This is a genomic window from Chryseobacterium pyrolae (assembly GCF_025153485.1).
GTDB classification, from domain to species: domain Bacteria; phylum Bacteroidota; class Bacteroidia; order Flavobacteriales; family Weeksellaceae; genus Chryseobacterium; species Chryseobacterium antibioticum.
On sequence record NZ_JANZQH010000005.1, the window covers coordinates 176528 to 203181 of the forward strand.

The 26654-nt window shown below is 38.8% G+C and carries 17 protein-coding genes and 1 riboswitch; all 17 genes read right to left on the reverse strand.

Annotation, left to right across the window (positions count from 1 at the left end; genetic code table 11):
• Positions 1-4: 4 nt before the first annotated feature.
• A complete protein-coding gene (locus NZD88_RS12320; RefSeq protein WP_259829499.1) occupies positions 5-547 on the reverse strand; it encodes a tetratricopeptide repeat protein in 543 nt (180 codons plus the stop codon).
• On the reverse strand, positions 534-1232 hold the full coding sequence (prfH, locus tag NZD88_RS12325) for a peptide chain release factor H (RefSeq protein WP_259829505.1): 699 nt from the start codon (positions 1230-1232) through the stop codon (positions 534-536). The genes NZD88_RS12320 and prfH overlap by 14 nt, the downstream gene beginning before the upstream one ends.
• On the reverse strand, positions 1211-1795 hold the full coding sequence (locus tag NZD88_RS12330; protein WP_259829506.1) for a hypothetical protein: 585 nt from the start codon (positions 1793-1795) through the stop codon (positions 1211-1213). Before NZD88_RS12330 ends, prfH begins: the two co-directional genes overlap by 22 nt.
• A 1-nt stretch (position 1796) precedes the next feature.
• Positions 1797-2348: a nucleotidyltransferase family protein gene (locus tag NZD88_RS12335; RefSeq protein WP_259829508.1), complete on the reverse strand. Its 552-nt coding sequence runs from the start codon at positions 2346-2348 to the stop codon at positions 1797-1799.
• Positions 2349-2503: 155 nt separating this feature from the next.
• Entirely contained in the window at positions 2504-3895 is a 1392-nt protein-coding gene (locus NZD88_RS12340; RefSeq protein ID WP_259829509.1) for an RtcB family protein, read from the reverse strand.
• Positions 3896-3921: 26 nt separating this feature from the next.
• Positions 3922-4656 (reverse strand): hypothetical protein, encoded by a 735-nt coding sequence (locus NZD88_RS12345; protein WP_259829511.1) that lies wholly within the window; start codon positions 4654-4656, stop codon positions 3922-3924.
• Between the two features lie 411 nt (positions 4657-5067).
• Positions 5068-6048 carry a M28 family peptidase gene (locus NZD88_RS12350; protein WP_259829513.1) on the reverse strand — a complete coding sequence of 327 codons (981 nt, stop codon included), beginning with the start codon at positions 6046-6048 and terminating at the stop codon, positions 5068-5070.
• A gap of 65 nt (positions 6049-6113) precedes the next feature.
• Positions 6114-8234, reverse strand: coding sequence for a methylmalonyl-CoA mutase (scpA, locus tag NZD88_RS12355; RefSeq protein WP_259829514.1), 2121 nt, complete (start codon positions 8232-8234; stop codon positions 6114-6116).
• 138 nt (positions 8235-8372) lie between these two features.
• Positions 8373-11333, reverse strand: coding sequence for a reprolysin-like metallopeptidase (locus NZD88_RS12360; RefSeq protein WP_259829515.1), 2961 nt, complete (start codon positions 11331-11333; stop codon positions 8373-8375).
• A 223-nt stretch (positions 11334-11556) separates the two neighbouring features.
• Positions 11557-14553, reverse strand: coding sequence for a reprolysin-like metallopeptidase (locus NZD88_RS12365; RefSeq protein ID WP_259829516.1), 2997 nt, complete (start codon positions 14551-14553; stop codon positions 11557-11559).
• Between the two features lie 135 nt (positions 14554-14688).
• The gene (locus NZD88_RS12370; protein ID WP_259829739.1) at positions 14689-16725 is read right to left on the reverse strand and encodes a prolyl oligopeptidase family serine peptidase; all 2037 of its coding nucleotides are present in this window, start codon (positions 16723-16725) and stop codon (positions 14689-14691) included.
• Positions 16726-16884: 159 nt separating this feature from the next.
• A complete protein-coding gene (locus NZD88_RS12375; protein WP_259829517.1) occupies positions 16885-17559 on the reverse strand; it encodes a hypothetical protein in 675 nt (224 codons plus the stop codon).
• Between the two features lie 22 nt (positions 17560-17581).
• On the reverse strand, positions 17582-18253 hold the full coding sequence (locus NZD88_RS12380) for a hypothetical protein (protein ID WP_259829518.1): 672 nt from the start codon (positions 18251-18253) through the stop codon (positions 17582-17584).
• Positions 18254-18333: 80 nt separating this feature from the next.
• The gene (prfA, locus tag NZD88_RS12385) at positions 18334-19419 is read right to left on the reverse strand and encodes a peptide chain release factor 1 (protein WP_169236610.1); all 1086 of its coding nucleotides are present in this window, start codon (positions 19417-19419) and stop codon (positions 18334-18336) included.
• A 197-nt stretch (positions 19420-19616) separates the two neighbouring features.
• A complete protein-coding gene (locus NZD88_RS12390) occupies positions 19617-21005 on the reverse strand; it encodes an APC family permease (RefSeq protein ID WP_259829520.1) in 1389 nt (462 codons plus the stop codon).
• On the reverse strand, positions 20926-23346 hold the full coding sequence (locus tag NZD88_RS12395; RefSeq protein WP_259829521.1) for a TonB-dependent receptor plug domain-containing protein: 2421 nt from the start codon (positions 23344-23346) through the stop codon (positions 20926-20928). The genes NZD88_RS12390 and NZD88_RS12395 overlap by 80 nt, the downstream gene beginning before the upstream one ends.
• A gap of 98 nt (positions 23347-23444) precedes the next feature.
• A riboswitch (SAM riboswitch) is annotated at positions 23445-23553 on the reverse strand.
• Between the two features lie 109 nt (positions 23554-23662).
• Positions 23663-26500 (reverse strand): alpha-amylase family glycosyl hydrolase, encoded by a 2838-nt coding sequence (locus NZD88_RS12400; RefSeq protein WP_259829522.1) that lies wholly within the window; start codon positions 26498-26500, stop codon positions 23663-23665.
• Positions 26501-26654: the final 154 nt, after the last annotated feature.

The following is a 26654-nucleotide window of genomic DNA, read 5'->3' on the forward strand; positions in this document are numbered from 1 at the left end:
ATTGTTAAATTAAAAAAAAAAACTTAATCAGTCTTCTTTTCTTCTTTTTATATTTTTTATTTAACCTTTTAGTCGGTTTTGCTTTTATAAATTTCACCTTTCCATTTAAAAAATCCAACATACTTTGAGCATAGATGTACTTTTTTGCTCCATTCAAGGGGTCCAAAGCTTTTTTATATTCAAATCTCATCTCCAACAACAACGATTTTTGGATCAATATCCTTGCTTTGTCTATTCCTTTGATTTTTAAAGCATAGGTAATGAGCTTTTCGGCTTCTTCCAAATCTTCATTATCCAAAAGACATTTGATATAGTGTAAGGGCGTATTGAGATTAGCGACATCACACTGTATCGCTTCTTCAAAATAGATTTTCGCTTTTTCATAATCCGTCAGCATTTCGCTGTATATTCTTCCCATCAGGCTAAGGCTGTCTGCATCTTCAGGGTCATAGGACAAGGCATAGTTCAGTGCTTCCAGGCAGTCCGGAAGGCTGTATGGATAATTGTCCAGTGCTTCAAAATAATATTTACTTTTAGTTAAGGTCATTTTTTTCGTTTTTTAATTCTTTTTTCAGGTCGTTCCTTTGTTTTTTGAATGATTTATCCTGATGATTCTTTTTAAAATCTGTTCCGGAAAATGTACGGACCGGATTTCCTCTCTGTACCTGCAAATGATTGTTCCAGGTGTCCTGCATCCTTTTTTCAAGCTGCTTGATATAAATTCCGGCCACTTTTTCTTTAAGCCGTATGATGGCGAGTTTTTTATTCTCCAGCTGAGACCGGGAATCCTGTGCAAAAACACTTTCTCCCGTTGGTCCGTGAATGGCACGAACAGCGGTATTGACTTTGTTCACATTCTGGCCGCCGCTTCCCTGACTTCTTGTGGTCTGGAACTGAATATCTTTTTCACTGAAATTGATTTTCTCCAATCCTTCCAGTTCGAAGACACCGATAAACCAATTGCTTCTTTTATGAAGTTTCCTGAATGTACTTTTTCCGGTCCAGCATATGCTTCCTAACCATGTTTTTAAGAATGTATTCAGTTCTTTTGCTTTTAAAAGCAGGGTTACGGATTTAAGGGTCAGGTTTTCATCACCATTTTCACGGTGAATAATTTCGTATTCTATTTTATTATTCTTGATTTCCTCAAGAAGAACCTTCAATACTTTAGCGGTAACCCACTGGCATTCTAAAGGTCCTCTTCCTGAGGTTATTTGTATGAGTTTTTCCATTTTTGTAAAATTTTTAAGACTGCTTCTCTATTCTTTGCTTCTTTGATAAAGGCTGGCAGTCTTTCTACCATACGCATTCTGTATGGCAGTGTTCTTAATTCTGATGAAACATAAGCCTCCATTTCTAAAAGGTGCTCTCTGTTTTTAGCCCAAAATAAATTTCCTTTGCAGTCATCCTGGAAATAAAGGGGACAGCCAAAAACTTCAGCCTGCTTCAGCCCCTGTGCTTTCTGAGAATAATTGCTGAAATACTTTTCATATTTTGGTTTTATATCGAACCGGGCATCACATTCTCCACACTGAACTGATATATTCGGAAGCTTTTCTTTTACACATCTTTCAACGCGGATAGAATGTGCACAGATAGGGCAATGAAGCTTAGCAATTGCTTTGTACATCACCATTTCATATCCTGTTTTTCTCAAATTACAGTGTCTGCATTCAAGAACGGCTTCTTTATAATTGTTTTCATTTTTAACAACTGCGTCCTTTCCACAGTCAGGGCAAACCACCAGGCAATCAGTATAGTAAGAAGAATATTGTTGTTTGTATCTTTTTTCCATTTTAATTGACGTTAGGCATTTCACTTAATTTTGGATGACCGATGGGGTCTATTCCTTTCTGGAGTAAATCTTTAGCAGCCATCACCGCCCAGCATTTATCACTGGAGTGAATGTTTCTGTAAAAAGTCAGTAAAGTTTCAGGTTTAACAACCGTAAAGCCATTAATCTCAATCGTTTCCAAATCATTTCTTTCAAAGAAATCTATAGTAACTCTATGAGGTTTCCCGTTTTCGGGTTCTATTGTTTTCTCATATCTGCGGAAATTTTCTTCACTCTGCAGATGATCATATCGGGTCCAAACTTTCTGAAACCCTTCCTGCTGAAGAACCTTAACTGCTTCTGCTGCGTTTTCTTTTTTTACAAAAACATCAATATCCTTGTGGTCATGGGCATGTTTGTATTCTGTATGCCCTGGTTCTGACATAAAATGCCAAGCCCAGCCCCCTGATATAATGACTTTATCTTTTAATTTATTCAAAATTTCAAGTCCGTGTCGGATTCTAAATTCCGGCCAGACTTCTCCGTATCTTTTTATGTTATGAGGTGCTCCCATTTTTTTATTTTTTTGTTGATCATCCTGATAACGATATGTATCAACATGATTATTTATAAAACCTTATAGGCTTTTGAAACCTATAAGGTTAAAACTGTAGGTTTGTAATTGAAAGCATAATTCTTTCAGCTGACAACTAGAAACCAACAACTACGTTATTTATCCATTCTCACAATTCTAGGCTGAAATGTTCCCAGGATGTCTACCAATTCGCTCTGGGCATTCATCACTTCGTGAATGTCTTTATAAGCCATTGGTGCTTCTTCCGTATTACCGCCCATCAAAGTGACTTTCTTCAACTTCAGCTCTTTTTTGATATCATTCTGAGTAAAAAGGCTTCTGCATTCTCCCCTTGAATGGGCTCTTCCCGCTCCATGCGACGCTGAGTTCAGGGCATCCGGATTTCCTTTTCCGCGGACGATAAAACCTTTTGCCGTCATGGATCCGGGAATCATTCCCAGTTCATTTTCATGGGCTGGAGTAGCGCCTTTTCTGTGAACGATCACTTCTTTTCCGTTATGAACTTCTTTCCATGCGAAATTGTGGTGATTTTCAATTCTGGCTTTTACTCTTCCACCCACCGCTTTTACAAGCCTTCTGTGGATATCATCATGACAGGCGGAAGCATAGTCTCCGGCAAGATTCATTGCAGTCCAGTATTCCAGACCGAGATGGGTATTCAGATCCAGCCAGGCAAACTGCTGGGCTTCTTTTGGCAACGGGCACTGATCTGCTGCTACTCTTGAGTAGTATTGTGCAATCTCAGCACCTAAGCCTCTTGAGCCACTATGGGACAGAATGCCCAAATATTTTCCTTTTGGCAACCCGATCTGTTCCTCTTCTTCCGTAATCTCTACTTCTCCGAATTCCACGAAGTGATTTCCACCTCCGGATGACCCCATCTGCTTAATGGCTTTTCCTTTTAATCTTCTTAAAATCGGAATCATATCGAAGGTATCTCTTTCAAAGATCTCGTGATCAATATGAGATTTATGGGTTTCGTACATCCCGAATTTGGTGTGTTCGGCAAGAGCTTTTTCATATTTATCTCTCGCGCCGTCTAGATATGAAACCGGTATATCCAAAATACTGAGGCTCATTCTGCAGCCGATATCCATTCCCACTCCGTAGGGGATTACTGCATTTTCTACAGCCAGAACACCGCCAATCGGCAGTCCATAGCCGCTGTGTGCATCGGGCATTAAAGCGCCCTGCGTTGAGATTGGCATTTTTAAAGCGGTATACAGCTGGTTTTTTGCTTCCTCAGAGATATTGTTTCCAAAGATCTGGAAGGAAGCGCGCTGATTATTGAGCATCCTTTTTTCTGTTTTTCTGGATGAAAGCAACGATTCTGCGATCTGTCCGAAAGTCAGGTCTTTTTCAAAGTTCTCCGGATTGAGGAGGATGTCTTTTAAAATAGATTTTACATGATGAATATTCTTCGTTGCAAAATTTCTTTTCATGACCTCCAAAGCCACATTGACGCTTTGATTATTTGGATAGCCGAGTTTTAATATATCCTTTCCTTTTAGTTTTAAATTTCCCATTGTTTTTGTTTTAAATCATTTTGGACTTATAAGTCCTCAAAATAGTCTGCAATTTCTGTTGCAGACATGATGCAGGCAGCATATTTTCTGCTTTTGATAAGTTCAGTTTCATATTCCTTTTTCCATGGATTTGATTTACCATAGATTTTCTTTTGGATGATTCCCTTAATTTTATACTGTCCCAGATATGATTCAAGCTGAGCATATTCTTTTTCAAGCTCTGCATCTACAGGTTTATAGTGCGTAATCATATTGGGTTTTATCCGTAAGGTGAATCTCCAGGGTTCAATGAATTCGTAGTAGGTTTCATTCCTTTTCCTGAATGGATTGTATTCTTCTTTTCTAAGAAAATACTGCCTTTCTCTGGGGGTCAATCCAAATTTTGGGTCTGTCCATGCATAGAAGGAAATCCGGTTGAGTTTCTGTGCTTTTTCCACATAAATCCTTCGTCCGAATTTTCTTCTCTTTTTCAGAAACAATCGGCTTTCAGAATACATATAGGTGTTGATCTTCTTCAGAATTCCTTCAAAGAAATCTGCGTCTTTGGATCTTTTCACATCATCATTTAGCACAAAGAATCTTACAAATCCTCTTTGATAGGGATTTTCCAGTGGAATCCAAGGAATATTCCTTTTGATTTCCCAAAGGTCTTTACTACGATTATACTTTTTTCTTATCTGTTTTTCTACATCTTTTATACCTGTTCTTTTTCTGCTTCTAGCGCTTCTAAGGCGGTGAAACAGAAGATTATTATTTTCCATTAATGATAAGACACAAGATGCCAGATACAAGATCCAAGACTTTGGATTTGTTTTACATCTTTTCTTATTCAACTAAAATTTCAGTTGATTGATTTTACGATAATGAACAGTATGAAGTGGGATCGTAAAAGATCTTTTCATTTTGTTCTTAATGACACTAAAAAATTTCGGGGAAACTGGAGTTTACATATTGCGCAATAAAAAACCCGAAATCTTTACGACTTCGGGTTTTGATATTTCGTTGTACTATTATTCTAAGAGTATACCAAACCACGAAGCCTTACCACCATAAGGGGTACTCCAGCTGAAGAATTTTGATTCGTTTTGAACATTGCTTCGTTGTTTTTTAATGGGTTAAACTTGATTTTCAGCTGCAAATATAGTATTTTTTCTGAATATCAAAACTTTTTTTTATTTCATGTGGATCAGGCTCAGAAAGATACCATCTATCACGTTGGTCATTCTTGCAAGATCAAGTGTTTCTAAAGTATCTGTGGTTTCATGGTAATTTTTGTTTCTGAAGAATGATGTATCAGTGATCATCAGGGCGGAGTAGCCGAATTTCCAATAATTAAGATGATCTGAAAAATCGGTTCCTTTTACAGATGTCGGGGCGGTAAAGGTTTCTGTTTTTATCTGATTGGCTTCCTTAAAATTGCTACTGAAATGATTTACAAAATTTCCGGCTCCGAACTTTTTAACAAGGGTTATAAAATCTCCTTTGTTGCCATAAACCCAAGACAAAATCCCTAATGGATAGCTTTGTGAATTTTTTTCATCTTTGAAATATCCTATCATTTCTACACTTGCCATCCCATATACATCGATGTTGTGATCTTTTAAATATTGAGCATGAATGTGGCTCCCCATATTTTCGGTCCTGAAATAAGGAGGTTCTTCCAGGGTGTAGGCCACAAGATCGATCCGGTAGTTTAGCTTTTGGTCTTTGAGCATTCTGGCCAGTTCCAGAAGGGCTGTCACTCCGGTAGCATTATCGTCTGCTCCCTGCTGCTCTCCGCAAACGTCATAATGAGCACCGATGATGATCCTTTTTTTGTTTTCTGTCCCGAAAGAAGTGATTACATTTTTATAGATTTTACCTTCAATATTATATTCCTGAAAGGTTGTACTGTCTCCATATTTACTGAAGTTCTGCTTAATGTAGTCTGCTACGGCATTCAGTTGGTCAATATTTTTATGATTTCTGAATTCGGAGGTTTGGGTAAGGGCTGTGAGGTGACTTTTAACCCGATTGATATCTGCAGGGACCGGAGATTTCTGAACCGGCTTGTTTTTAGAATCTGCCGCAAAACAAAACACAGCGATAAAAATTAAGCCTGCAACAATAATGATCTTATTGGCTGCAGGCTTGGTTATATTTTTAAAATTCATCTCACGGTATGGTTTATGGTTGAAATACTGAAATTAGTACTTTTCCATCAATCCGCACAATGATTTTAATTTTCTAAGAATTTCTGTAAGATTTCCACGGCACATTTCGGAAGGTTGGTTCCCGGACCGAAAATAAAGTCTGCTCCGTTAGCATACAGGAATTCATAATCCTGCTGCGGAATAACGCCTCCTACTACAATCGTTACATCATCAGCCCCTAATTTCTTCAGTTCTTCCACAACCTGTGGAACCAGGGTCTTATGCCCAGCGGCAAGAGAAGAAACTCCAAGGATGTGGATATCGTTTTCTACGGCCTGTTTAGCTACTTCTTCCGGGGTCTGGAACAATGGTGCCACATCGACATCGAATCCCATATCTGCAAATGCGGTAGCTACTACTTTGGCTCCTCTGTCGTGCCCGTCCTGACCCATTTTCGCCACCATAATTCTTGGGCGACGGCCTTCTGCTTCTTCAAATTTTTGGGTTAGATGAAGGGCTTTTTCAAAATATTCGTTTTTCCCGGCGTTCATAGCATATACTCCAGAGATTGTTCTAATATTGGCTTTATATCGGCCGAAAGTTTCTTCCATGGCATCGCTCATTTCACCAAGCGTCACTCTTCTTTTTGCAGCTTCTATACAAAGAGCCAGAAGGTTTCCTTTTCCTGTCTTTGCACTTTCACGGATTTCGTCCAGAATCTGGGTAACCGCTTCAGGATTTCTTTCTGCTTTTATTCTTTCAAGTCTTTCGATCTGCTTTCTGCGGACTTCTGTGTTATCGATGTCCAGGATTTCTATTCCGTCCTGTTTTAAGGCTGTTCTGAATGAGTTTACTCCGATGATGAATTCTTCACCACTGTCAATTTTAGCCTGCTTTTTAGCGGCCGCTTCTTCAATCCTCATTTTTGGAATTCCGGCTTCAATAGCTTTTGTCATTCCTCCTTCCTGCTCTACCTCATCGATATATTTCATCGCTTCTTCAATCATCTGCTGGGTAAGGCTTTCTACAAGATTGCTTCCACCCATAGGATCCACGACATCACAGATTCCACTTTCCTGCTGAAGGATAATCTGAGTATTTCTTGCAATTTTCGCTGAATAATCTGTTGGAAGGGCAATCGCTTCATCCAGGGCATTGGTGTGCAAAGACTGGGTTCCGCCTAAAGCTGAGGAAAGGGCTTCAATAGCCGTTCTTGTAATATTATTAAACGGCTCCTGCTCTGTAAGGGACCATCCTGAGGTTTGAGAGTGGGTTCTTAATGCCAGAGATTTTGGATTCTGCGGATTGAACTGCTTTAAAAGAGTGGCCCAGATGTATCTTGCAGCGCGCATTTTTGCAATTTCCATAAAGTGATTCATCCCGATCGCCCAAAAAAATGAAAGTCTCGGGGCAAAATCATCTACATTCATTCCTGCTTTAATCCCTGTTCTAACATATTCAAGACCATCGGCAAGGGTGTAAGCCATTTCAAGCACCGGAGTGGCGCCTGCTTCCTGCATATGGTATCCTGAGATGGAAATAGAGTTGAATTTTGGAATATTCTGAGCAGTATATTCAAAAATATCTGCAATAATTTTCATGGAAGGCGCCGGCGGATAAATATAGGTGTTCCTTACCATAAATTCTTTCAGAATATCATTCTGAATAGTTCCTGAAAGGAGTTCCTGACTTACGCCCTGCTCTTCGGCAGCCACAATATAGAAAGACAAAATTGGAAGTACTGCACCGTTCATGGTCATAGATACAGAGATCTGGTCTAATGGAATCTCATTGAAGAGGATTTTCATGTCTTCAACAGAGTCGATGGCTACGCCGGCTTTACCAACATCACCTACCACTCTTGAGTGATCAGAGTCATATCCCCTGTGTGTGGCAAGGTCAAAAGCGACGGATAGTCCTTTTTGTCCTGCGGCAAGGTTTCTTCTGTAAAAGGCATTGGATTCTTCTGCTGTAGAGAAGCCTGCGTATTGTCTTACAGTCCATGGTTTTTGTACGTACATGGTGGAATACGGGCCTCTGAGATAGGGAGCAATTCCTGGAGAAGTCTGTGTTAAAGATTCATTTTTAACATCTTTTTGGGTATAAGATGATTTTAATTCTAATCCGTCTTTTTCAAAATTATAGATCTCTCTTTCCTGAGGCTCTACGCTGAAATCGGGATTTTTCACAGAAATTGTCTTTCGCATTCCAATAATTTTTGTCTGCGTAAAGTTAATTTTTTTGAACGAAACATGAAACTTATGTTAACATCCGGTTTTTCTGAATTTTAATGCATAAAAAAGACCGGACAAATGCCCGGTCTCAGTTATTGATATACTTACTTATTATTTTTTGATAAGTTTAGTATTGTATGTGTTTTTGTCATCTTTAAGGGTGATCACATACATTCCTTTAATCAGTGATGCAACATTAATTCTGTTATTGCCATCTGTCTGACCTTGCTGAACTAATCTTCCGTCTGCACTGAAAATGCTGTAATCAGCTTTTCCTTTCAGATTCTTCACTTCCACGAAAGTATCTGCCGGGTTTGGATAGATAGAAATTTCAGATGTTTTTGTCCCGTTTACATCATTTACGGCTAATCCGCTTGTGATTTTCACTGAAAGATCCATCACGCTTCCTGCCTGGTTAGTATTTCCACAAGCACTGTTCAATGCTAAATTGAAGTTTCCAGCTACTCTCATTCTTAGCAATTTATCTCCGCTGTAAGCTGTTGCGGGAACAGTGAATGTCGCTGTTTCTGTTCTTGTTCCAGCTGCAGAGGCAGAAGTCATTACTTTTTCAGATGCTTCAAAAACACCGTTTCTGTTATAATCGATCCACGCATTAACAGTAAATGGATTCTGAGCATAATTGGAAGAGCTTCCTGCAAGTACAGAAACTGTATATTGAACTCCTTTTGTCAGGTTGATGACCTGTGCTGCATTTTCACTTACATCTTTGTAAGATCTGAAGGTTCCGTCTAAATAGTTAATATTAGAAAGTTGCACACGTGCAATAGTTCCTAACTGATTGATTCCTGTATTCAGTAAACAGTAATCTATTCCTGTTTTTAATCCTTTTGTTTTAAAAGTATAATTTGAAGAAAAAGCTCCCGGTACGCTGTTTACTACAGCTGCTACCTGCACTTCAAAGTTTGATTCGTCTTCTAAACCAGTAAGAACTACAGAATTTACTGTGCTTGTTGTATTGGACCAGTTGGTAGTCCCTGCTTTTTTATAATTTACAGAATAAGTAGCTGCACCCGGTACGCTGTTCCAAGATACTCTTGCTGTTGTTTTGAAAACTTCAGCATCTATTGTAGAAACTCCTGTTGGCGCTGCTGAAGTAGAGGTAGGTGCCGTCCCTACAGTAACAGCAGGAGATACAGCATAGAATACATTTCCAATTGCTGAAATTCTTAATTTAACAGCTCCCGTTAAGCTGGCTGGCATTTGACCTGTATAGCTTCCTGTATTCGGTACAGAAGCCGCTAAATCTGTCCAAGTAGCTCCGTTATCGGTAGTATAATCTATTTTCACATTGGCCACGTTATAAGGAGCACCCGTAGTATTAGCTACGTCCCATTGTATTGTGTTCGATGCGTTATTATATAGAACTGAAGCAGCCGTAAGACCATTAAATTTAAAAGGTCCGTCGTTTCCAACTGTTACTGTTGTTTCAGCAGAAGAAACCATTGGTCTCGTTACATTGCCATCTCTTAGTGTAACAGCATACTTTAAAGTTCTGGGAACATAAGTTACTGTTTCCCAATTGGCTTTATCTGTAAGTTTTCCCTCCATTACTGCGGCAAAGCTCGGGAAATATCTTCTTCCTCCTACTGTTCCGAAATATGATCTTGCTATACTTCCTTCGGTATTATATCCCCAACCGCTGTCTCCTGAAATAGTAGCATTAGCCCCAACACTGTCGTACTGTTCCCATGTGTAGGTAAAAGGATCTCCTTGCGCATCAGTTGCAGAGGCATCCAGGTAGTATGCTGTTCCTTTTGGAATATTTCTTGCAGTAAGTGGTGAAATTGCAGGTGCCGTATTGGTCGTGATATTCTCAGATGTTCCACAGGTTGCTTTAGCATCAAGACTGATTAATATCTGATTGATGGAAGAGTAATGGAAATAGGCATCAGAATTCATCTGTACATTATCTCCTGTAATCCCGGCATATGCCATGATGGTAGTTCCTCCACCCGGTTCAATATTTACTCCTGAATTTTCTGTTGAATGAGAGAATGTGTGGTTTCCACCAAGCTGGTGCCCCATTTCGTGGGCTACATAATCAATATCAAAGAGATCTCCTACCGGGTTTGTATTTTGGGTAAATGCAGATCCTTTTGCCAAGTTGGTAGAACTTGTAGGATCTTTACATGTTGATCCGATGGAGCCGGCATTCCCGTTTCCACCTGCTGCATTGAATACGTGTCCCATGTCGTAATTGGCATTGCCGACCACGGAGGTCAGGGTCTGCTGCAGATTCAGATTCAGGTTTCCAGTATAAGGATCTGAAGTAGGATCTGTGTATATGATTGCCGGGATATCCTGAATAATTGCTTTGATACCGAATTCTTTTTCGAAAACACCATTCACACGCGTCATGGTAGCATTCATCTGAATTACGGTATTCACAATTCCTCCTGCCGGATCAAATTTCTTGGTATATTCTCCCGTAGTGGAAAGTGCCAATCTGTATGTTCTGTATTTTGTAATAGAAGGTCTGTTGGTAATTCCTACATTAGAAAGGCTATTTCTCCCATTAGTTTCTAATGATTTGATGTCTTTCGTATTTTTCTCTTCTGTAGTACATTCAAATCCGTTATCGCTTGCGGTTCTTTTCGTTTTATAGAATACTCCGTAAGTCTGTTTGTCTGTAGTAATAGGCTCTATGAACTGGAATACTCCGTTTTTGATAATCATAGACTGGATTTCAGTCGGAGCCGTACTGAATCTCAAGTATTTAGAAGGGTCATCAACTCCCACTCCTACATATGAGCCCAACTCGTATCTGTCTGCCATAGACTTTTCTACAACAGGGTTGCTGAACACTGCAAATTTTTCAATTTTTCCTTCCGCTGTTGGAAGTGAGATAATGACAGGCTTTGCATCTTTACCTGTTTCTACAGCATCTTTTAAAAGATTTCTAAGTGATGCCAGATCCACTCTGTAAGAGTATTGAACCTCAACTTCTTTCCTGATTTGAGAAGTTTTCTGGGATGCAGGCTCCCACCTTTGTGCATTCGCAGAAACCAAACCGGCAGCAAGCGCACAAACTAGTAAAATTTTCCTTTTCATAATTTATACTGATTATTAAAAAACATTAAGCATTTTTACAAAAATAAAAATTTAAATTAAATATCGCACATATAAAATGCTTATTTACAATAAAATATCTAAAACAGATACAGCCATATATAAGTATTTCCGTAAATCATTTTCAAAGGATTGAAAAAACTCGGTAACGGACAAAAAAAAGACCGGACATATGCCCGGTCTTAGTTATTAATATACTGTATGCTTATTTTTTGATAAGTTTAGTATTGTACGTGTTCTTATCATCTTTAATGGTGATGATATACATTCCTTTAGTTAAACCAGCTACATTAATAATCTGATTATCAACATTACCGCTCTGAACTAATCTTCCGTCTGCGCTATAGATTTTATAGTCTGCTTTTCCTTTAAGGTTTCTTACCCCTACGAAAGTATCAGCTGGATTTGGATAGATTTCAACTTCAGTTTTAGTTTCTTTAGTTTCATCTACCGCAAGTGCAGATCCGAAGATTCTCACTGAGAAGTCCATTACACTTCCTGCTCCACTTGGTAAAGTACCACATGCACTGCTTAATGCTGCAGAATAGTTAGATGCGACTCTCATGCCCACTACCTTATTTCCAACAAGAGCTGTTGCAGGAACACTGAAGTTACCTGTAACGCTTCCTATACCATTTGCAGCAGGAGCTGTAGCAGCACTTGTATATACTTTTTCACTTGCTTCATATACCCCATTTCTGTTGTAATCGATCCATACGTTATAAGTCATAGGAGCAGCCTGATTGTAAATACCAAAAATACTTATCGGATAAGAGTTTCCTCTGATAAGGTTGATTATTTTTGCAGGGTCTTCACTTAAATCTTTGTATGATCTAATGGTAGTATCAATATGATTAATGTTAGAAAGTTGTACTCTTGCAATGTTTCCTACAGAATTATATCCTGTATTTAAGATACAGTAATTTACTCCTGTTGCCAATGGTTTTGTTTTGAAAACATAGTTTGAAGAGAAGCTTCCAGGTACGCTGTTGACAACAGCTGCTACTTGTACTTCATAAGTTGCTTCGTCTTCAAGAGTGCTCAATAATAATGAATTCGTTGTGCTTGATGCATTTGTCCATGTTGAAACTCCTAATTTTCTGTAATTTACAGAGTAAGTAGCCGCTCCCGGTACACTGTTCCAAGATACGATCGCTGAATTCTTAAGAACATCTGCAGATGTAGTAGATAATCCTGTAGGTGCAGCTGTAGTAGAAGTAGGCGCAGCTCCGATAGTTACTGCAGGTGATACTGCATAGAATACATTATTGATAGCAGATACTCTCAATTTAACAGCACCGGTTAAACTTCCCGGCATCTGTACTGTATAGCTTCCTGTATTAGGAGTAGAGGCTACCAATTCAGTCCACGTTGCTCCGTTTACAAGATCTGTAGTATACTCAATTTTTACATTCGCAACATTATAAGGAGCAGCTGTTGTATTAGCTACAGCCCACTTAATAGTGTTTGAAGCATTATTATATAAAACTGAAGAAGCTGTAAGACCATCAAATTTAAATGGTCCGTCATTTCCTACAGTAACTGTTGTTTCTGAAGAAGAAAGCATAGGTCTCTGTGCATTCTCATCTCTTACGGTAACGGCATAATGCAATTGTCTTGGAACGTAAGAAACCGATTCCCAAGTTGCTTTATTAGTAAGTTTTCCGCTCATTACCAAAGGTAAGCTTGGGAAATATCTTCTTCCACTAGCTGTTCCAAAGAATGATCTTGCTACAGCACCCTGAGAATTATATCCCCATCCGCTGTCTCCTGAAATAGTAGCATCTTCGTCTACGCTGTCATACTGTTCCCATGAGTATTTAACAGGATCAGTATCTGTTGCTGTAGCCTCTAAATAATAGGCAGTTCCTTTAGGAATACTGTATGCTGTAAGAGGAGAAATAACAGGAGCGGTATTTGTTGTAATCGTTTGAGAAACACCACACGTTGTTTTAGCATCAAGATTATTAAGAATCTGATTTACTGAAGCATAATGGAAGTAAGCATCGGAACTCATCTGTACATTGTCATATGTAATTCCTGCATATCCCATAATTGTTGTACCTCCTCCTGGCTCTACATTCACGCCAGAACCTTCGGTGTTATTTGAGAAAGTATGGTTTCCACCTAACTGGTGTCCTAATTCGTGAGCTACATAATCGATATCAAATGAATCTCCTGATGGAACTCCATTAGCTGGAGAAGTAAATCCAGAGCCTTTGTAAGCAACTGGTGAACCTTGATCTAATGTCATATCATCACTACAGATACATCCGATACATCCGGCATTACCTCCTCCTCCAGTGGCACCAAATAAGTGTCCAATGTCAAAATTAGCTTCCCCAACGTTATTGTGAAGAACATTCATAAGCTCTCCATTCCATAATGCATCATCTACTCCGGCATCTGAATCTGAATAAGGATCAGTAGCAGCATTCGTATAAATAATATTCGGATAATTCTGAAGAAGTAACTTAATACCAAAGTCTTTTTCGAAAACTCCATTGACTCTGGTCATTGTATTGTTTATCTGCGTAACAGCTCCGGCAACCCCTCCGAAATAAGCAGTATATTCACTTGTAGTAGACATTGCCAATCTATAAGTTCTATACTTTGTACTTGCAGGCCTATTCGTGATTCCTACATTAGAAAGTTTTTTTTTACCGTTCTCTCTTAAAAGCTGGATATCTTTGATGTTGGTTTCGTTTGTACCACATTCGAATCCCTGCTCGCTGTTTGTTCTCTTTGTTTTATAGAACACTCCGTAAGTCTGCTTGTCTGTAGTGATTGGCTCAATGAACTGGAATACTCCGTCCTTGATGATCATCGACTGCATTTCTGTAGGTGACGTACTGAATCTTACATATTTGGAAGGATCTTCAACCCCTACACCTACGTATGAACCTAACTGATATTGGTCTGCCATAGACTTTTCCATTACTGGATTACTGTATACTGCAAACTTTTCAATTTTTCCTTCTGCTGTTGGAAGAGAAACAATAACAGCTTTTGCGCCTTTCCCTGTTTCTACAGCATCTTTTAAAATACTTCTAAGTGAAGCAAGATCTACTCTGTAAGAGTATTTTACATCTACCTCTTTTCTAATCTGGGATGTTCTCTGCGAAGCAGGCTCCCATCTCTGTGCGTTGAAACTGGCAACACCCGCCGTCAAAGCACAAACTAGTAAAATTCTTTTTTTCATAATGATCTACATGAATAGAATTAATAAATTTTAAATATCCAGAACAAAAGTAATAATTTAATGCATAGTACCATCAAAAAAAATGGCTAATTTCAATGAAATCAGCCATTTTTTTTATTTTCTTACATTAATAAGCTATTTATTAATTCCCATCTCATATAAAGCAAATGATATAAGATCCGCATTTTCGCTGATCACCTGATCCGTTGCTCTTCCTGCTCCGTGGCCAGCATTTTTCTCAATTCTTAGCAAAATAGGATTCTTGCACCCTTGTTTTTCCTGAAGTTCTGCCCCAAATTTGAAAGAATGTGCAGGAACCACCCTGTCATCATGATCGCTGGTAATGATCATTGTGGAAGGATAGCATGTTCCTTTTTTCACATTATGTACCGGAGAATAAGATTTAAGGTATTCAAACATCTCTTTACTGTCTTCTGCCGTTCCGTAGTCGTAGGACCAACCTGCTCCCGCCGTGAACTTATTGTATCTCAGCATATCCAGAACTCCAACACCCGGGAAAGCCACTTTGGCAAGATCAGGGCGCATGGTCATCGTAGCACCTACAAGAAGCCCTCCGTTTGATCTTCCGGATAACGCCATATAGTCTTTGGAAGTATAGCCTTTGCTTTGCAGATATTCTCCTGCTGCAATGAAGTCTTCAAAAACATTTTTCTTTTGTGTTTTCGTGCCTGCATCGTGCCATTTTTTTCCATATTCACCTCCACCACGGATATTTGGTACTGCGTAGATTCCTCCGTTTTCCATCCATATTGCGTTCACGACTGAGAATGAGGGCTGAAGGCTGATGTTGAATCCTCCGTAGGAATACAGGATTGTTGGGTTTTTACCGTCAAGTTTTGTTCCTTTTTTATAATTGATCATCATAGGAATCTTGGTCCCGTCTTTTGAAGTATAGAATACCTGCTCGGAAACATAATCCTCAGGATTAAACTTCACTTTAGGCTTCTGATACACTTCGGATTTCCCTGAATCTGCATTAAATTTATAGGTAGTTCCGGGTGTAATATAGTTGCTGAAAGTGAAATAAAGTTCTTTTTCCTCTTCCTTACCTCCAAAACCTCCAATATTTCCTTTTCCCGGAAGGGTAATTTCTCTGACCAGTTTTCCAGTCTTATCAAACTGTTTTACCTGATCAATAGCATCAACCATATAAGTAGCAAAGAAATATCCGCCTCCTGTAGATATCCCCAAAACATTTTCCGTCTGCGGGATAACATCTTTCCAGGTTTCCGGGGAAGGATTGGCAATGCTTGTTTTTACCAGACGCATATTGGGAGCATCTTTATCGGTGAAGATAAACAGATCGTCGCCTTGGGTATCTACAATACTGGCATTAACATCAAATCCTTTGTTGATCTGTACAAAATCACCTCCTTTTTTTAAATCCTTGATATACAATTCATTTCCATTCGTTGCATTGGCTGCAGAAATGATCAGGAATCTCTGGTCTTCGGAAACTCCAGCACCAAGATATCTTCTGGGCGTTTTATCACCTCCGAAGATGAGTTTATCTTCAGATTGCTTTGTTCCTAACTTGTGGAAATACACTTTATGTTTATCGGTCATTCCGGAAAGCACGGTTCCCTCTTTCGGCTTATCGTAGCTTGAATAGTAGAATCCTTCATCACCCTGCCATGAAATTCCGCTGAACTTTACATCCACCAGCGTTTCGTCGATCTGCTTTTTGGTGATTGCATCGATGATAATGATCTTATTCCAGTCACTTCCGCCTTCGGAAATAGAATATGCGGCAAGGTTTCCTTTTTTGTTGAATGATAAATTGGAAAGCGACGTAGTTCCTTTATCTGAAAATTTATTCGGGTCTAAAAATATTTCTGTTGCCTTGGTCTTATTGTTTGTTCTGTATATGGCAGACTGTGCCTGAAGGCCATCATTTTTAGAATAGTAAGTATAATCTCCCTCTTTGGAAGGTGCTGAAATTTTTTCGTAATTCCAGATGTCTCTCAATTGGTCCTTGATTTTATTTCTGAAGGGTATTTTTGAAAGATAATTCTGGCTATAAGCTACTTCATCATCTACCCATTTCTTTGTAGCTTCAGAATCATTTTCAAGTTCTCTGAACGGGTCAGAAACAGCAGTACCAAAATAAGTATCTGTCTGACTTCCTTTTACTGCTTTAGGATAATTCATTTTTTGAGAATAAAAAGTTGCTGAAAACAGGACTCCAGCGGTTAATAAGATAGGTTTTAAATTCATAATCAAGGGTTTTCTCAAAAATACGTAAAGTATGTGAAATAAAAAAAGCCCTGAAACCAGAGCTTTTCATGAATAATATATTTTTCAGGGATGTTATTTGGATCCGAAACTTTCAAAGTAAAAATCAGTCAATCCCGAAACGATTTCATCAGGACTCCCATTCCAGTAATATATTTTCCCACCTTCATTAAGCTGATACAATTTAAATTTCTGCTCCGTTACTACTGTCTTATCAGCATTTTTAAAGTCCTGTACACTCTGAACCAGGTATTTCTTAAGGTCTTCGGGTTTTACATTTTTAATATCTCCTGAAGGAATATCTGAAAATTTTGAAGGAACTTTAAAACTTACTGAATAATTGATCTCAGCAATTTTCTGATCTTCTATATATTCGTTCTGGACAACCTTCACATCTTTAACGGTAAGTTTTCCATTTTTAAAATTCTCCATCATGGCACTAAAGTACTGTTCAGCTTCTTTTCTGCAGGCATCTGCCGTGGTTTTGGAAAAAGCAGATAAAAAATTGTCTGTACTTTCTTTCATCATATCCTGAGAAACTACTTTAAAATCTACCTGATAAGCATTCTCTCCTTCCACGGTAGGCTTCAAATAATCGTTCAGCTTAGCCAGTACGGCATCGTCATTTTTAACGAAAGTTCCGAAGTACATTTCAAACACTTCAGAAGGCTTTTTCACTTCAGTTTGAGCTATCAGATTTTGACTGAGTACCGCCAGCATCAGCAATACAATGATCTTTAACTTCTTCATATGTCTATTTTATTTTGGCTTTCTAGTGATTTAAGTTTTTAAAATATAATTCATTCAGTTTCCACACCAATTCCTGTGGCCCTCCATTCCAGTAATAGGTCCTTCCTTCTTTTTTAATCTGATAAAGCTTAAAAACCTGTTTTACAGTAACTTTTTTCTCTGATTTTGTAAAAGCCTCTGTTTTATTTTTTAAATAATTCTTCAGCTCTTCTGCCTTCATTGTCTTCGCATCCTCAAGTTTCAACTCTGGAATTTTAGCTGGAACAGAGAAATGCAGATCTACATTAAGCTCTGTCACAAGGCTGTTGTCAGCATATTCATTCTTTACTTCCTTTATCTCTTTTACTACGTATCGTGTCTTTTTTAAATTACTCAAAAGTGCATCGAAATATGCTCCTGCTTCTGTCTTACAAACAGCAGCAGTCTCTTTTGAAAGATTGGTAAGGAAGACATTCGTAAGGTTATTAACTTCCTCATTATTCGATCTTTTGAGATCTATTGTGTAGGTATTTTCGGCTCCAAGGAATGGGCTAAGATAGGCATTAAGTTTATGAAGCGTATTCTCATCCTGTTTTACAAAAGCATCAAAATACATTCCGAATACTTGTTCCGGGTTCAATGCCTTAGTTTGTGCGGATAAGCTCTGAATAGAGAACAGCAGCAGCAGAAATAAAATTCTCACAGGTCCTTTCATAGTATAGTTTTATTTTCAATCTGCTGAATGGTACAGCAAAAAAAAGCTCCTGAAATTCAAGAGCCTGATTTATATTTATTTTAATAATTTTCTTCTTCTCCCTTCATCTTCTCTGCATTCTCCGCCATGATCACGGCGTCTATCATTTCAGAAATATCTCCGTTCATGTAGGCATCCAGATTATACATCGATTTGTTGATCCTGTGATCTGTCACCCTTCCCTGTGGATAGTTGTAGGTTTTAATCTTTGCAGAACGGTCTCCGGTAGAAACCATTGATTTACGTTGTGCTGCAATATCACCAACAGATTTTTGAACTTCAATATCATATAATTTAGTACGAAGCATTTCCATCGCTAGTTCTCTATTGGCCAACTGGGAACGTGCTTGTTGACAAATTACAACCATTCCTGAAGGTTTATGCGTTAGTTGTACTTTCGTTTCAACCTTGTTTACGTTTTGCCCTCCAGCACCTCCAGAACGAGAAGTTTGCATCTCAATATCTGCAGGATTTAATTCAAAATCTATTTCTTCAGCTTCCGGTAAAACAGCAACAGTAATTGCAGAAGTATGCACTCTGCCTTGCGATTCCGTTTCAGGAACACGCTGTACGCGGTGAACGCCGGATTCAAATTTCATGATTCCATATACGCCGTCCCCTTCAATTCTGATAATTAATTCTTTATATCCTTTAGATGCCTCACTAGAATCTGTGATTTCGTGTTTCCATCCTTTGGTTTTAAAATACATGGCATAAGCCCTGTAGACATCTTCTACAAAAATTGCAGCTTCATCACCTCCTGTTCCGGCACGAAGTTCTACAATTACGTTTTTGTCATCAGTTGGATCTTTAGGAATCAATAAAACTTTAAGCTCTTCTTCCAAACCTGGAAGCTTAGCCTGGGCTTCTACTTTTTCCTCCTTAGCCATATCTACCAAATCTCTGTCTGAACCATCAGCAATGATTTCTTCAGATTCTGCGATATTGTCTAGCGCGCCTTTATACTGATCGTAAACTCTTACAATCTTACCCAAATCACTGTATTCTTTATTTAATGAAGAATATTTTTTTTGATCTGAAATGATATCAGGCTGTATAATAAGGTCTGCGACCTCATTATATCTTTGTTTAATCGCTTCTAGCTTTGGAATTAATGATTTAGACATTCTGCAATTTTTGAGAGTGCAAAGATAAGAATTATTAATTCAAATTAAAATTCGTTTACGTGATCAAATCATCATAATTTTTTGAATCATTAAGGTTTATGATATTTTGAAGATCATCAGGTACGTTTCAACCCTGGGATTTTACTTAAAATCAGAATGATTGCTTTAATGAATATTGATGATTTTCCACTGAATGATTATTCTGCAGGTTTGGTAAAAAACTTTTTATCAATGACATATAAAATCAGTCCAAAGGCTACAATTCCCAGCCCTATAATGCTCTCTTTAGGATTATGAATAAGTGTAAAATAGAGGATATAAACACTGAAAAGCAGAAAAACAGTCGGAAATAGGTAGAATACATTGGATTTAAATATCTTTCGCTGGTCTTTTTTCAAAAAGAAAACGGTAGAAATGGAAAGACTGGCAAACAGCTGAAGGATAAAGGCGGTATAGACAAATATTTCTTTGAAGCTTCCTGTCAGAATAATCACCGAAGCAATCACAGCGTGTACAAAGATGGCTCTTACCGGAATTCCTTTTTTATTATTGACCGCGAGCGATCTCCACAAATGATTTTCTTTCGCAAAAGCCTGTGTCAGTCTTGAACCTACCCACAGATATCCGCTAATGGTTGCAATCAGCTGCAGTGCAATGAAAATATTGACGATTTTCCCAAAACCGATGCCCAACATGTTACCCGCAGCCTCTCCCATCACATCTTCTTTTCCCGCCATCTGACTTATGGGGGCATGTTTAAGCATGATATAATTGACCAGAAGATAACTTACCGTTACAAAAACAGTTCCCACAATTAAAGCTCTGGGAAGGTTCTTCTGAACATCTTTTATTTCTCCTGCGATATAGGATGCAGAATTCCATCCGGTATAGGAATAGGTAACAAAAACCAGAGATGTTGCAAATGCCGGGAGCATAATTTCGTCTTGCCAGCTGCTTCCGAATTCCAGACTGTTCCCTGCCTCAGATCCAGGCATTACTACACCAAGAATGACCAAAACAATGATAAAAGCGATTTTAATAAAGGTGAAAAAATTATGGAATCTGCTCGAAGTTTTAAGACTGAATGACAAGGCCGCTGCCACCAAAAAAATAAATCCAATGGCAAAGCCGTTTCCAAAGGTGTAATTAAATGCTGAAAGGTATTTTGACATAGCCAACGCAGCCAGAGCAACAGGCGCAGAAAAACCAATAATCAGAGAGATCCAGCTGACCAGATAGCCAAAAACAGGATGATAGGTTTCTTTGAGATAAATATAATCTCCCCCATTTCCTTTAAAATAAGATCCCAGCTCAGCATAACAAAATGCTCCAAACAAAGCGAGAATCCCACCGATGATCCACAACAGAAAAATGCTGTAGGTATTCGTAATATCAGAAAGCTGGAAGCCTAAAGTGGTGAATATCCCCGTCCCGATCATATTGGAAACGACAATAGCAGCGGCGGTTTTCCAGCCGATCTGGTGTGTAGCAGTACTCATTTCGCAGTTAAAAATTAAAATTAAGTCTTCCAAAGAAATAGCTCCCCAGTGTTCCCATCTGAACCGGAGCATACTTAAATACTCCATAATATGAATTTTCATAAATCTGAAGATCCGGAAAGACATCAAATACGTTATTGGCGCCCACCGTCAGATTAATACTTTTTGTGATATCGTATCCTACGCTCACATCCGTTACTACTTTAGGGGTAAAACTCTGAACTTTCCCAAAAGGATACCCATCTCTTATGACCTGACCAAAATACGTATTTCTTGCCATGAAATTGAATTTTCCAATGGCATAATTCAGTCCCAGGGAAGCTTTTGTTTTTGGAGACAGGGTTTCGATGATATTGATCTGGTCCGGCCCGAAGAATTCATTTTGGGCAGGTACTAATTTTTCAGGAAAATGAAAATCTTTGATCTTTGTTTCTGTATAATTTCCTGCCAGATTGATATTTAAATTTCCAGCACCCAATTTCCAGTCATAGGTAACCACCACATCAACACCTTTTGTTTCGGTATCAATTGCATTGGCAAAAAACCTTCCGCTTTCTACATTATACTCAGCCAGTCTTGGATCTGTAATATTGCTAGTGATCACAATTCTGTCTTTCACTCTGATCCAATAGCCATCAATAGTAACAAGCAGCCTGTTGGCAGGCTTTAGAGCAAATCCGGCACTTGCATTTACTGATGTTTCCTGCTTTAATTTATCAAATCCCAGCGCTCTGGCGGCATCACTGTCATTCCTAAAAATTCCTTTTGTCACAATTCCCGATCCTGAAGTGGAAATATCCGCATAGGAATTATTAAAATACTGCTGCTGAAGGGAGGGAGCCCTGAAACCTGTTCCGACAGCCGCCCGTATAGCATAGTTTTTTACAAATTCATATCTCACGGCCAGTTTTCCGTTCAGGGTATTTCCAAAGTCTGAATAGTTTTCAAATCTCCCAGCCAGATCTATATTTAATTTTTTAGCAAGATCATAAGAAACATCTGCATATACTGCCGCTGAATGCCTGGCTTTTTTCAAAGCATTATCCGGTGAAAAACCGATAAATGACTGTGAACCTCCGTTTCCGTCAACCTTAGAGTCTGGGCCAGCCGGATTTCCGTTGATATCATAACGGGTGTAAGAAGCTTCATCTCCGGGCTTGATCTCATACTGTTCAAAACGGAACTCTCCTCCAAATGCTACATTGAACTGATTGATATTTTTAGAAACGTCAAGATTGACCGTATTCTGAAGGAAACTGTGTGCTCCTGCGTAAAAACTTGTCGGAGATTTCGCCCCCAAAGAAGCATTATTGGTATTGTTTACATTGTAATTGAATGTATTACTTCCAAAAGTATTGCTTAAATCAATCAGCCAGTTATTGACATTGTATTTAGCTCCTAAAGCATAGGAAAAATCATAAACCTGGGATCCCAGAGAAGCCTGAAATCCGTTGGGATAAATGGAGGAAACTACATTGGATGTTTCACTTGGCAGCCTTCTGAAACCAAAACCTTTTCCTTCTTTCATGCTGAAACCACCGAAGGAATACAGCCTGAAGTTTTCACTCAAAGGATATTCGGAATTAAAAAACAGTTGGGCCTGTCTGATTTGAGCATCTCCGATCTGAAAATTAAAATCATCACGGGTGAGTCCCAGTTCTCTTATCTTTTGATCATCGGCTGCTCTGGCCGCGTCAGGATCATCGGCAAATTCATAAGCAAAATTATCCCCGAAAATATCAAGGTCATGATTTTGGGTTCTCGTGGTTTTTCCTCTATGGCTCAACTGTAGGGAAAGATTGACATAGCTGTCTTTTTTTCCCAAAGAGGATCCGTAGTTGATTCCGGCCTGATACGTTTCTCCATCATTGCGGCCGCTAATTCCGTAAGATGCCGATGCCGATGCTCCGATATCTTTTTTAAGAATAATATTCACAACTCCTGCAATGGCATCTGAACCATATTGTGCTGCTGCACCATCTCTCAGAACTTCTATCCTGTCAATAGCAATTACTGGGATTGTACTCAGGTCTGTTCCGACAGATCCGTTTCCGACCGTATTCTGATAATTGACCAATGAAGTGGTGTGTCTTCTTTTTCCGTTGATCAGGACCAGAACCTGATCAGGACCCATTCCTCTTAAGGTTACGGGATCAATATGTTCCGTCCCGTCAGAAGCGGACTGCCTCACTGTATTAAATGACGGGATCACATAATTCAGAAGATCCTGAACCGTAGTCTGCGGAGCAGATCTCTGCAGCTTTTCTATGTTGATAATATCTACCGGAACCGGGGTTTCCAGTTTTGTTCTTTTGGCATTCCGGTTTCCTACGATCACTACATCCTCAATCTGAGTTCCTTTTTCCTGTTCCTGCGCATTGACCAAAACAGATCCCAAGAGTATAACAGACAGGCTTAATTTTTTCATCTTTTGTTCTTGTAAATTAATAATAACATGCTTCCACGGAGCTCATCCGCAGATATAAAAGACTTCAAGAAATGGAATTGCTGCCAGAATATTGACTTTGTTCATCTTCCCCACAACGGGCTGGAATTAGCACCTTTACACTTTTTAGAGACGTGCAGGTTGCTAAGGTTTCATAGGGCCAAATCCCTCCACCTTTCTCGATAATCTGCTGCAAAAGTAGACTAATATTTTTAATTAACAAAAAGTAGATTTATATATTCTGTACTATACATAAAAAAGAGGGATAATGTCTTTTCATCATCCCTCTTTTTTCAATTTATTTAATCATCATCTTCTGAATTGCCGTGCCTGTTTCGGAACGTAGATGAACCAGATAAGTGCCTGGCGGATATCCTACTTTCAATTCATAGGTTCCGTTTTCCTGATTTAACTTAAATGAATCCAGTTTTTTACCGTCCATATCAAAGATGGCGATTTCCCCATTCTTTGCTTTATGATAGATCAATTTTACCAATCCATTCTTTACCGGATTATCTGCAATCTGAAGTGATAGTTTATTAGCTGCATTCACATCAGATGTTGATAAGGCACCTGCATAATTTCCAAAAATTCTGAACTCTCCGGGCTGTAGCATAATAGGAGCTGTGGTAGAAGCAAAATTCGAGATCGTATTATCCATCAGGTTCTGCCATTGCCCTGCATAAGGGAAATAGGGAACAACATTTTGTGCGGAAGTGGTATAATTAGCCAGCACCACAACGTTTTTCATTCCACTTATTGCATTATCATACACATAAATCCTTGTGATCAGTCCTTCAGGATCATTGGTAAGGTTGTTGGATTCTATCGTGTATGTTTTAGATTTGAAAACCTGATGGCTATTTCTGATATTGATAATTTTAGCCCAGGTATCATATACCGCTTTTCTGTTTGCATTGGTATCATAGCCTAATGTAAAGGCAACAGGTTTTTCATCGGTTCTGCATCCGCTGCTGATCGTTCCGTTTGCACAACGGTTGATACTGAATTCGTAGCCTAATTCTCCAAACTGCCAGATCATTTTCGGTCCGGGAATGGTAAAAAATGTAGCCCCGAATGTTTTCATTCTTTCTAAGGCAGTGTTCAAATTGGTCACATTGTAACTTCCGTTAACAGCTCCATAGGCAAGGTTCTTAAACATTAATCTTTCTTCATCATGACTTTCCCCGTATCCCACTGCGCTCATATTGGTAAACCCGTGAAGACTGTGGTTCATTCTGTCATAATTGCTGTTATCCTTATAGCCCATCGTATTCTGATTATATGGATCGGTCTGCTTATTCCACAGCATTACTCCTTTTCCTTCCGCTATTCTGTAGTTCGCCCACTGCTGTTCTTCTGCATCTGTTCCCAAATGTTCGAAAATCATATAGGAGTTCGGATCGATAGCCCATTGTTTGTCAGCATACTGTTTCATAATGTCTACCCTGTCCTGCTGGTAAGCATTGGTACAGACTTCATCATTTTCAGAGCAGTTTTGGGTAAATCCTTTAGTAAGATCCCAACGGAATCCATCGATATGATATTCAGTCAGCCATTGCTGAAGGCTTCTTTCAACGTAATATTGAGTTGAAGGACTTGTATGGTTGAAATCATTAAACACATTATAGGAATGCTTGGGAACCTGGTTGAAATAAGGATTATTAGCCGCTATTTCACCATAACCGTCACCATCGGCATCAATATTCCAGAGTCTCGCCAGAGGAGAACGTCCCGTTGCATGGTTAAAGGCAATGTCTAAAATAACAGCAATCCCGTTCTGATGACACAGATCGACAAATTCTTTGAATTTTTCAGGAGTTCCGTAAGCTTTGTCTAATGCGTAATGGAAAGAAGTATTGTAGCCCCACGAAAGGTTTCCTTCAAATTCCATAATGGGAAGCAGCTCGATGGCATTGATATTCAAATTTTTTAAATAAGAGATCTTGTTGATCAGTGACTGCCAGTTTTTTTCCTGCGTAAAATCCCTCAGTAATAATTCATACACCACCAGGTTTTCTTTAGCTGGTCTTTGAAAATTGGTCATCTGCCAGTTATAAGGAGCCTGTCCGGTTTTAAATACTGAAACTTCGAAGTCCTGTCCTGCAGGAAACGTTGGCAGGTTCGGATAGGTAGAACTTGAGATCCACTGATCATCATAGGAAGATAAAATCTGTGGCGAATAAGGGTCTGCTACTTTTTTCAGATCATTGGTTCTGTACTGGAAAGTATATAATTGTTGTGGAGTCAGACCATTTAATTCGATCCAGTAAAGATCCGGATTTGTGGTGTCCCTTTTCATTAAATACGTGTCATTCACTGCCCAGTTATTGAAGCTTCCGATGACATGGACAAAATTTTTATGAGGGGCATACAGGGCGAGACCCACTTTTGTCTGATCTGTAGGAAGGTAATTAATTCCCTGTCTGATCCAGTTGGGAATTGCTTCCGAAATTACTGTTCTGGGAGTCTGTAGGATGAAAGCAGCATTTTTTGAGTTTGAATTAGTGTCTGTTGCAATCAGCTCCATGTTGGCGTCCTGAGTTACCGTATAACTGTAATTATAAGACTGTGAAGGAGTAGAGGTAGAATTCACCACTGTTCCGTTTGCCTTTAACTGAAATGTGGCATTAACGTTGGTTGTTGCCGTAATATTTATAGAGTTTCCTGCCGGAACCGTGGTCAGGCTATTGGCTACAGGATTGGTTAAGCTTAAGTTTAAAATACCAACATTGACAAAAATATCCGGTGAGGTTTGATGGGAGCCTGTTTTATCTTTTAACAGAAACCCGAACCTGCCTATTCCTGTTCTTCCGAAAAAAGCAGTAGGAGTTATGGTTAAAGAATAGGTATCGGTCCCGGAATTATAACTGAGCTTATTCAGTTCATTGGAATTGTTCCAGCTTCCGTTGGTAGGACAATCCTGGCTGTTTTGATAATTGGTATCAAAAGACCATGACCAAATGTAAATGGAATTATTGGAAACACCCCAGGCAGATTCATCGATCTGATCTCCGGGAACGGTGAGGGTAATTGCATCCGTTTCATTGAATGGATTTGGAGCAATTATATAGTTGATCTGTCCAAAAGCGAACACCGCAATGAGCAGATAAACAAGAGAATAAAACTTTTTCATTTCTTTATTTTTATCGAATATAGTATTAATTTTCATTTTTTTACTTTATTTCCCGGTGAAAAAAAAGCTCTGAAAAAAGGCTCATGAAAAATTTCATGAGCCTTTACGATAAAAATAATTGTAATGAACTATGTTTAAAACAAATTAATTCCGG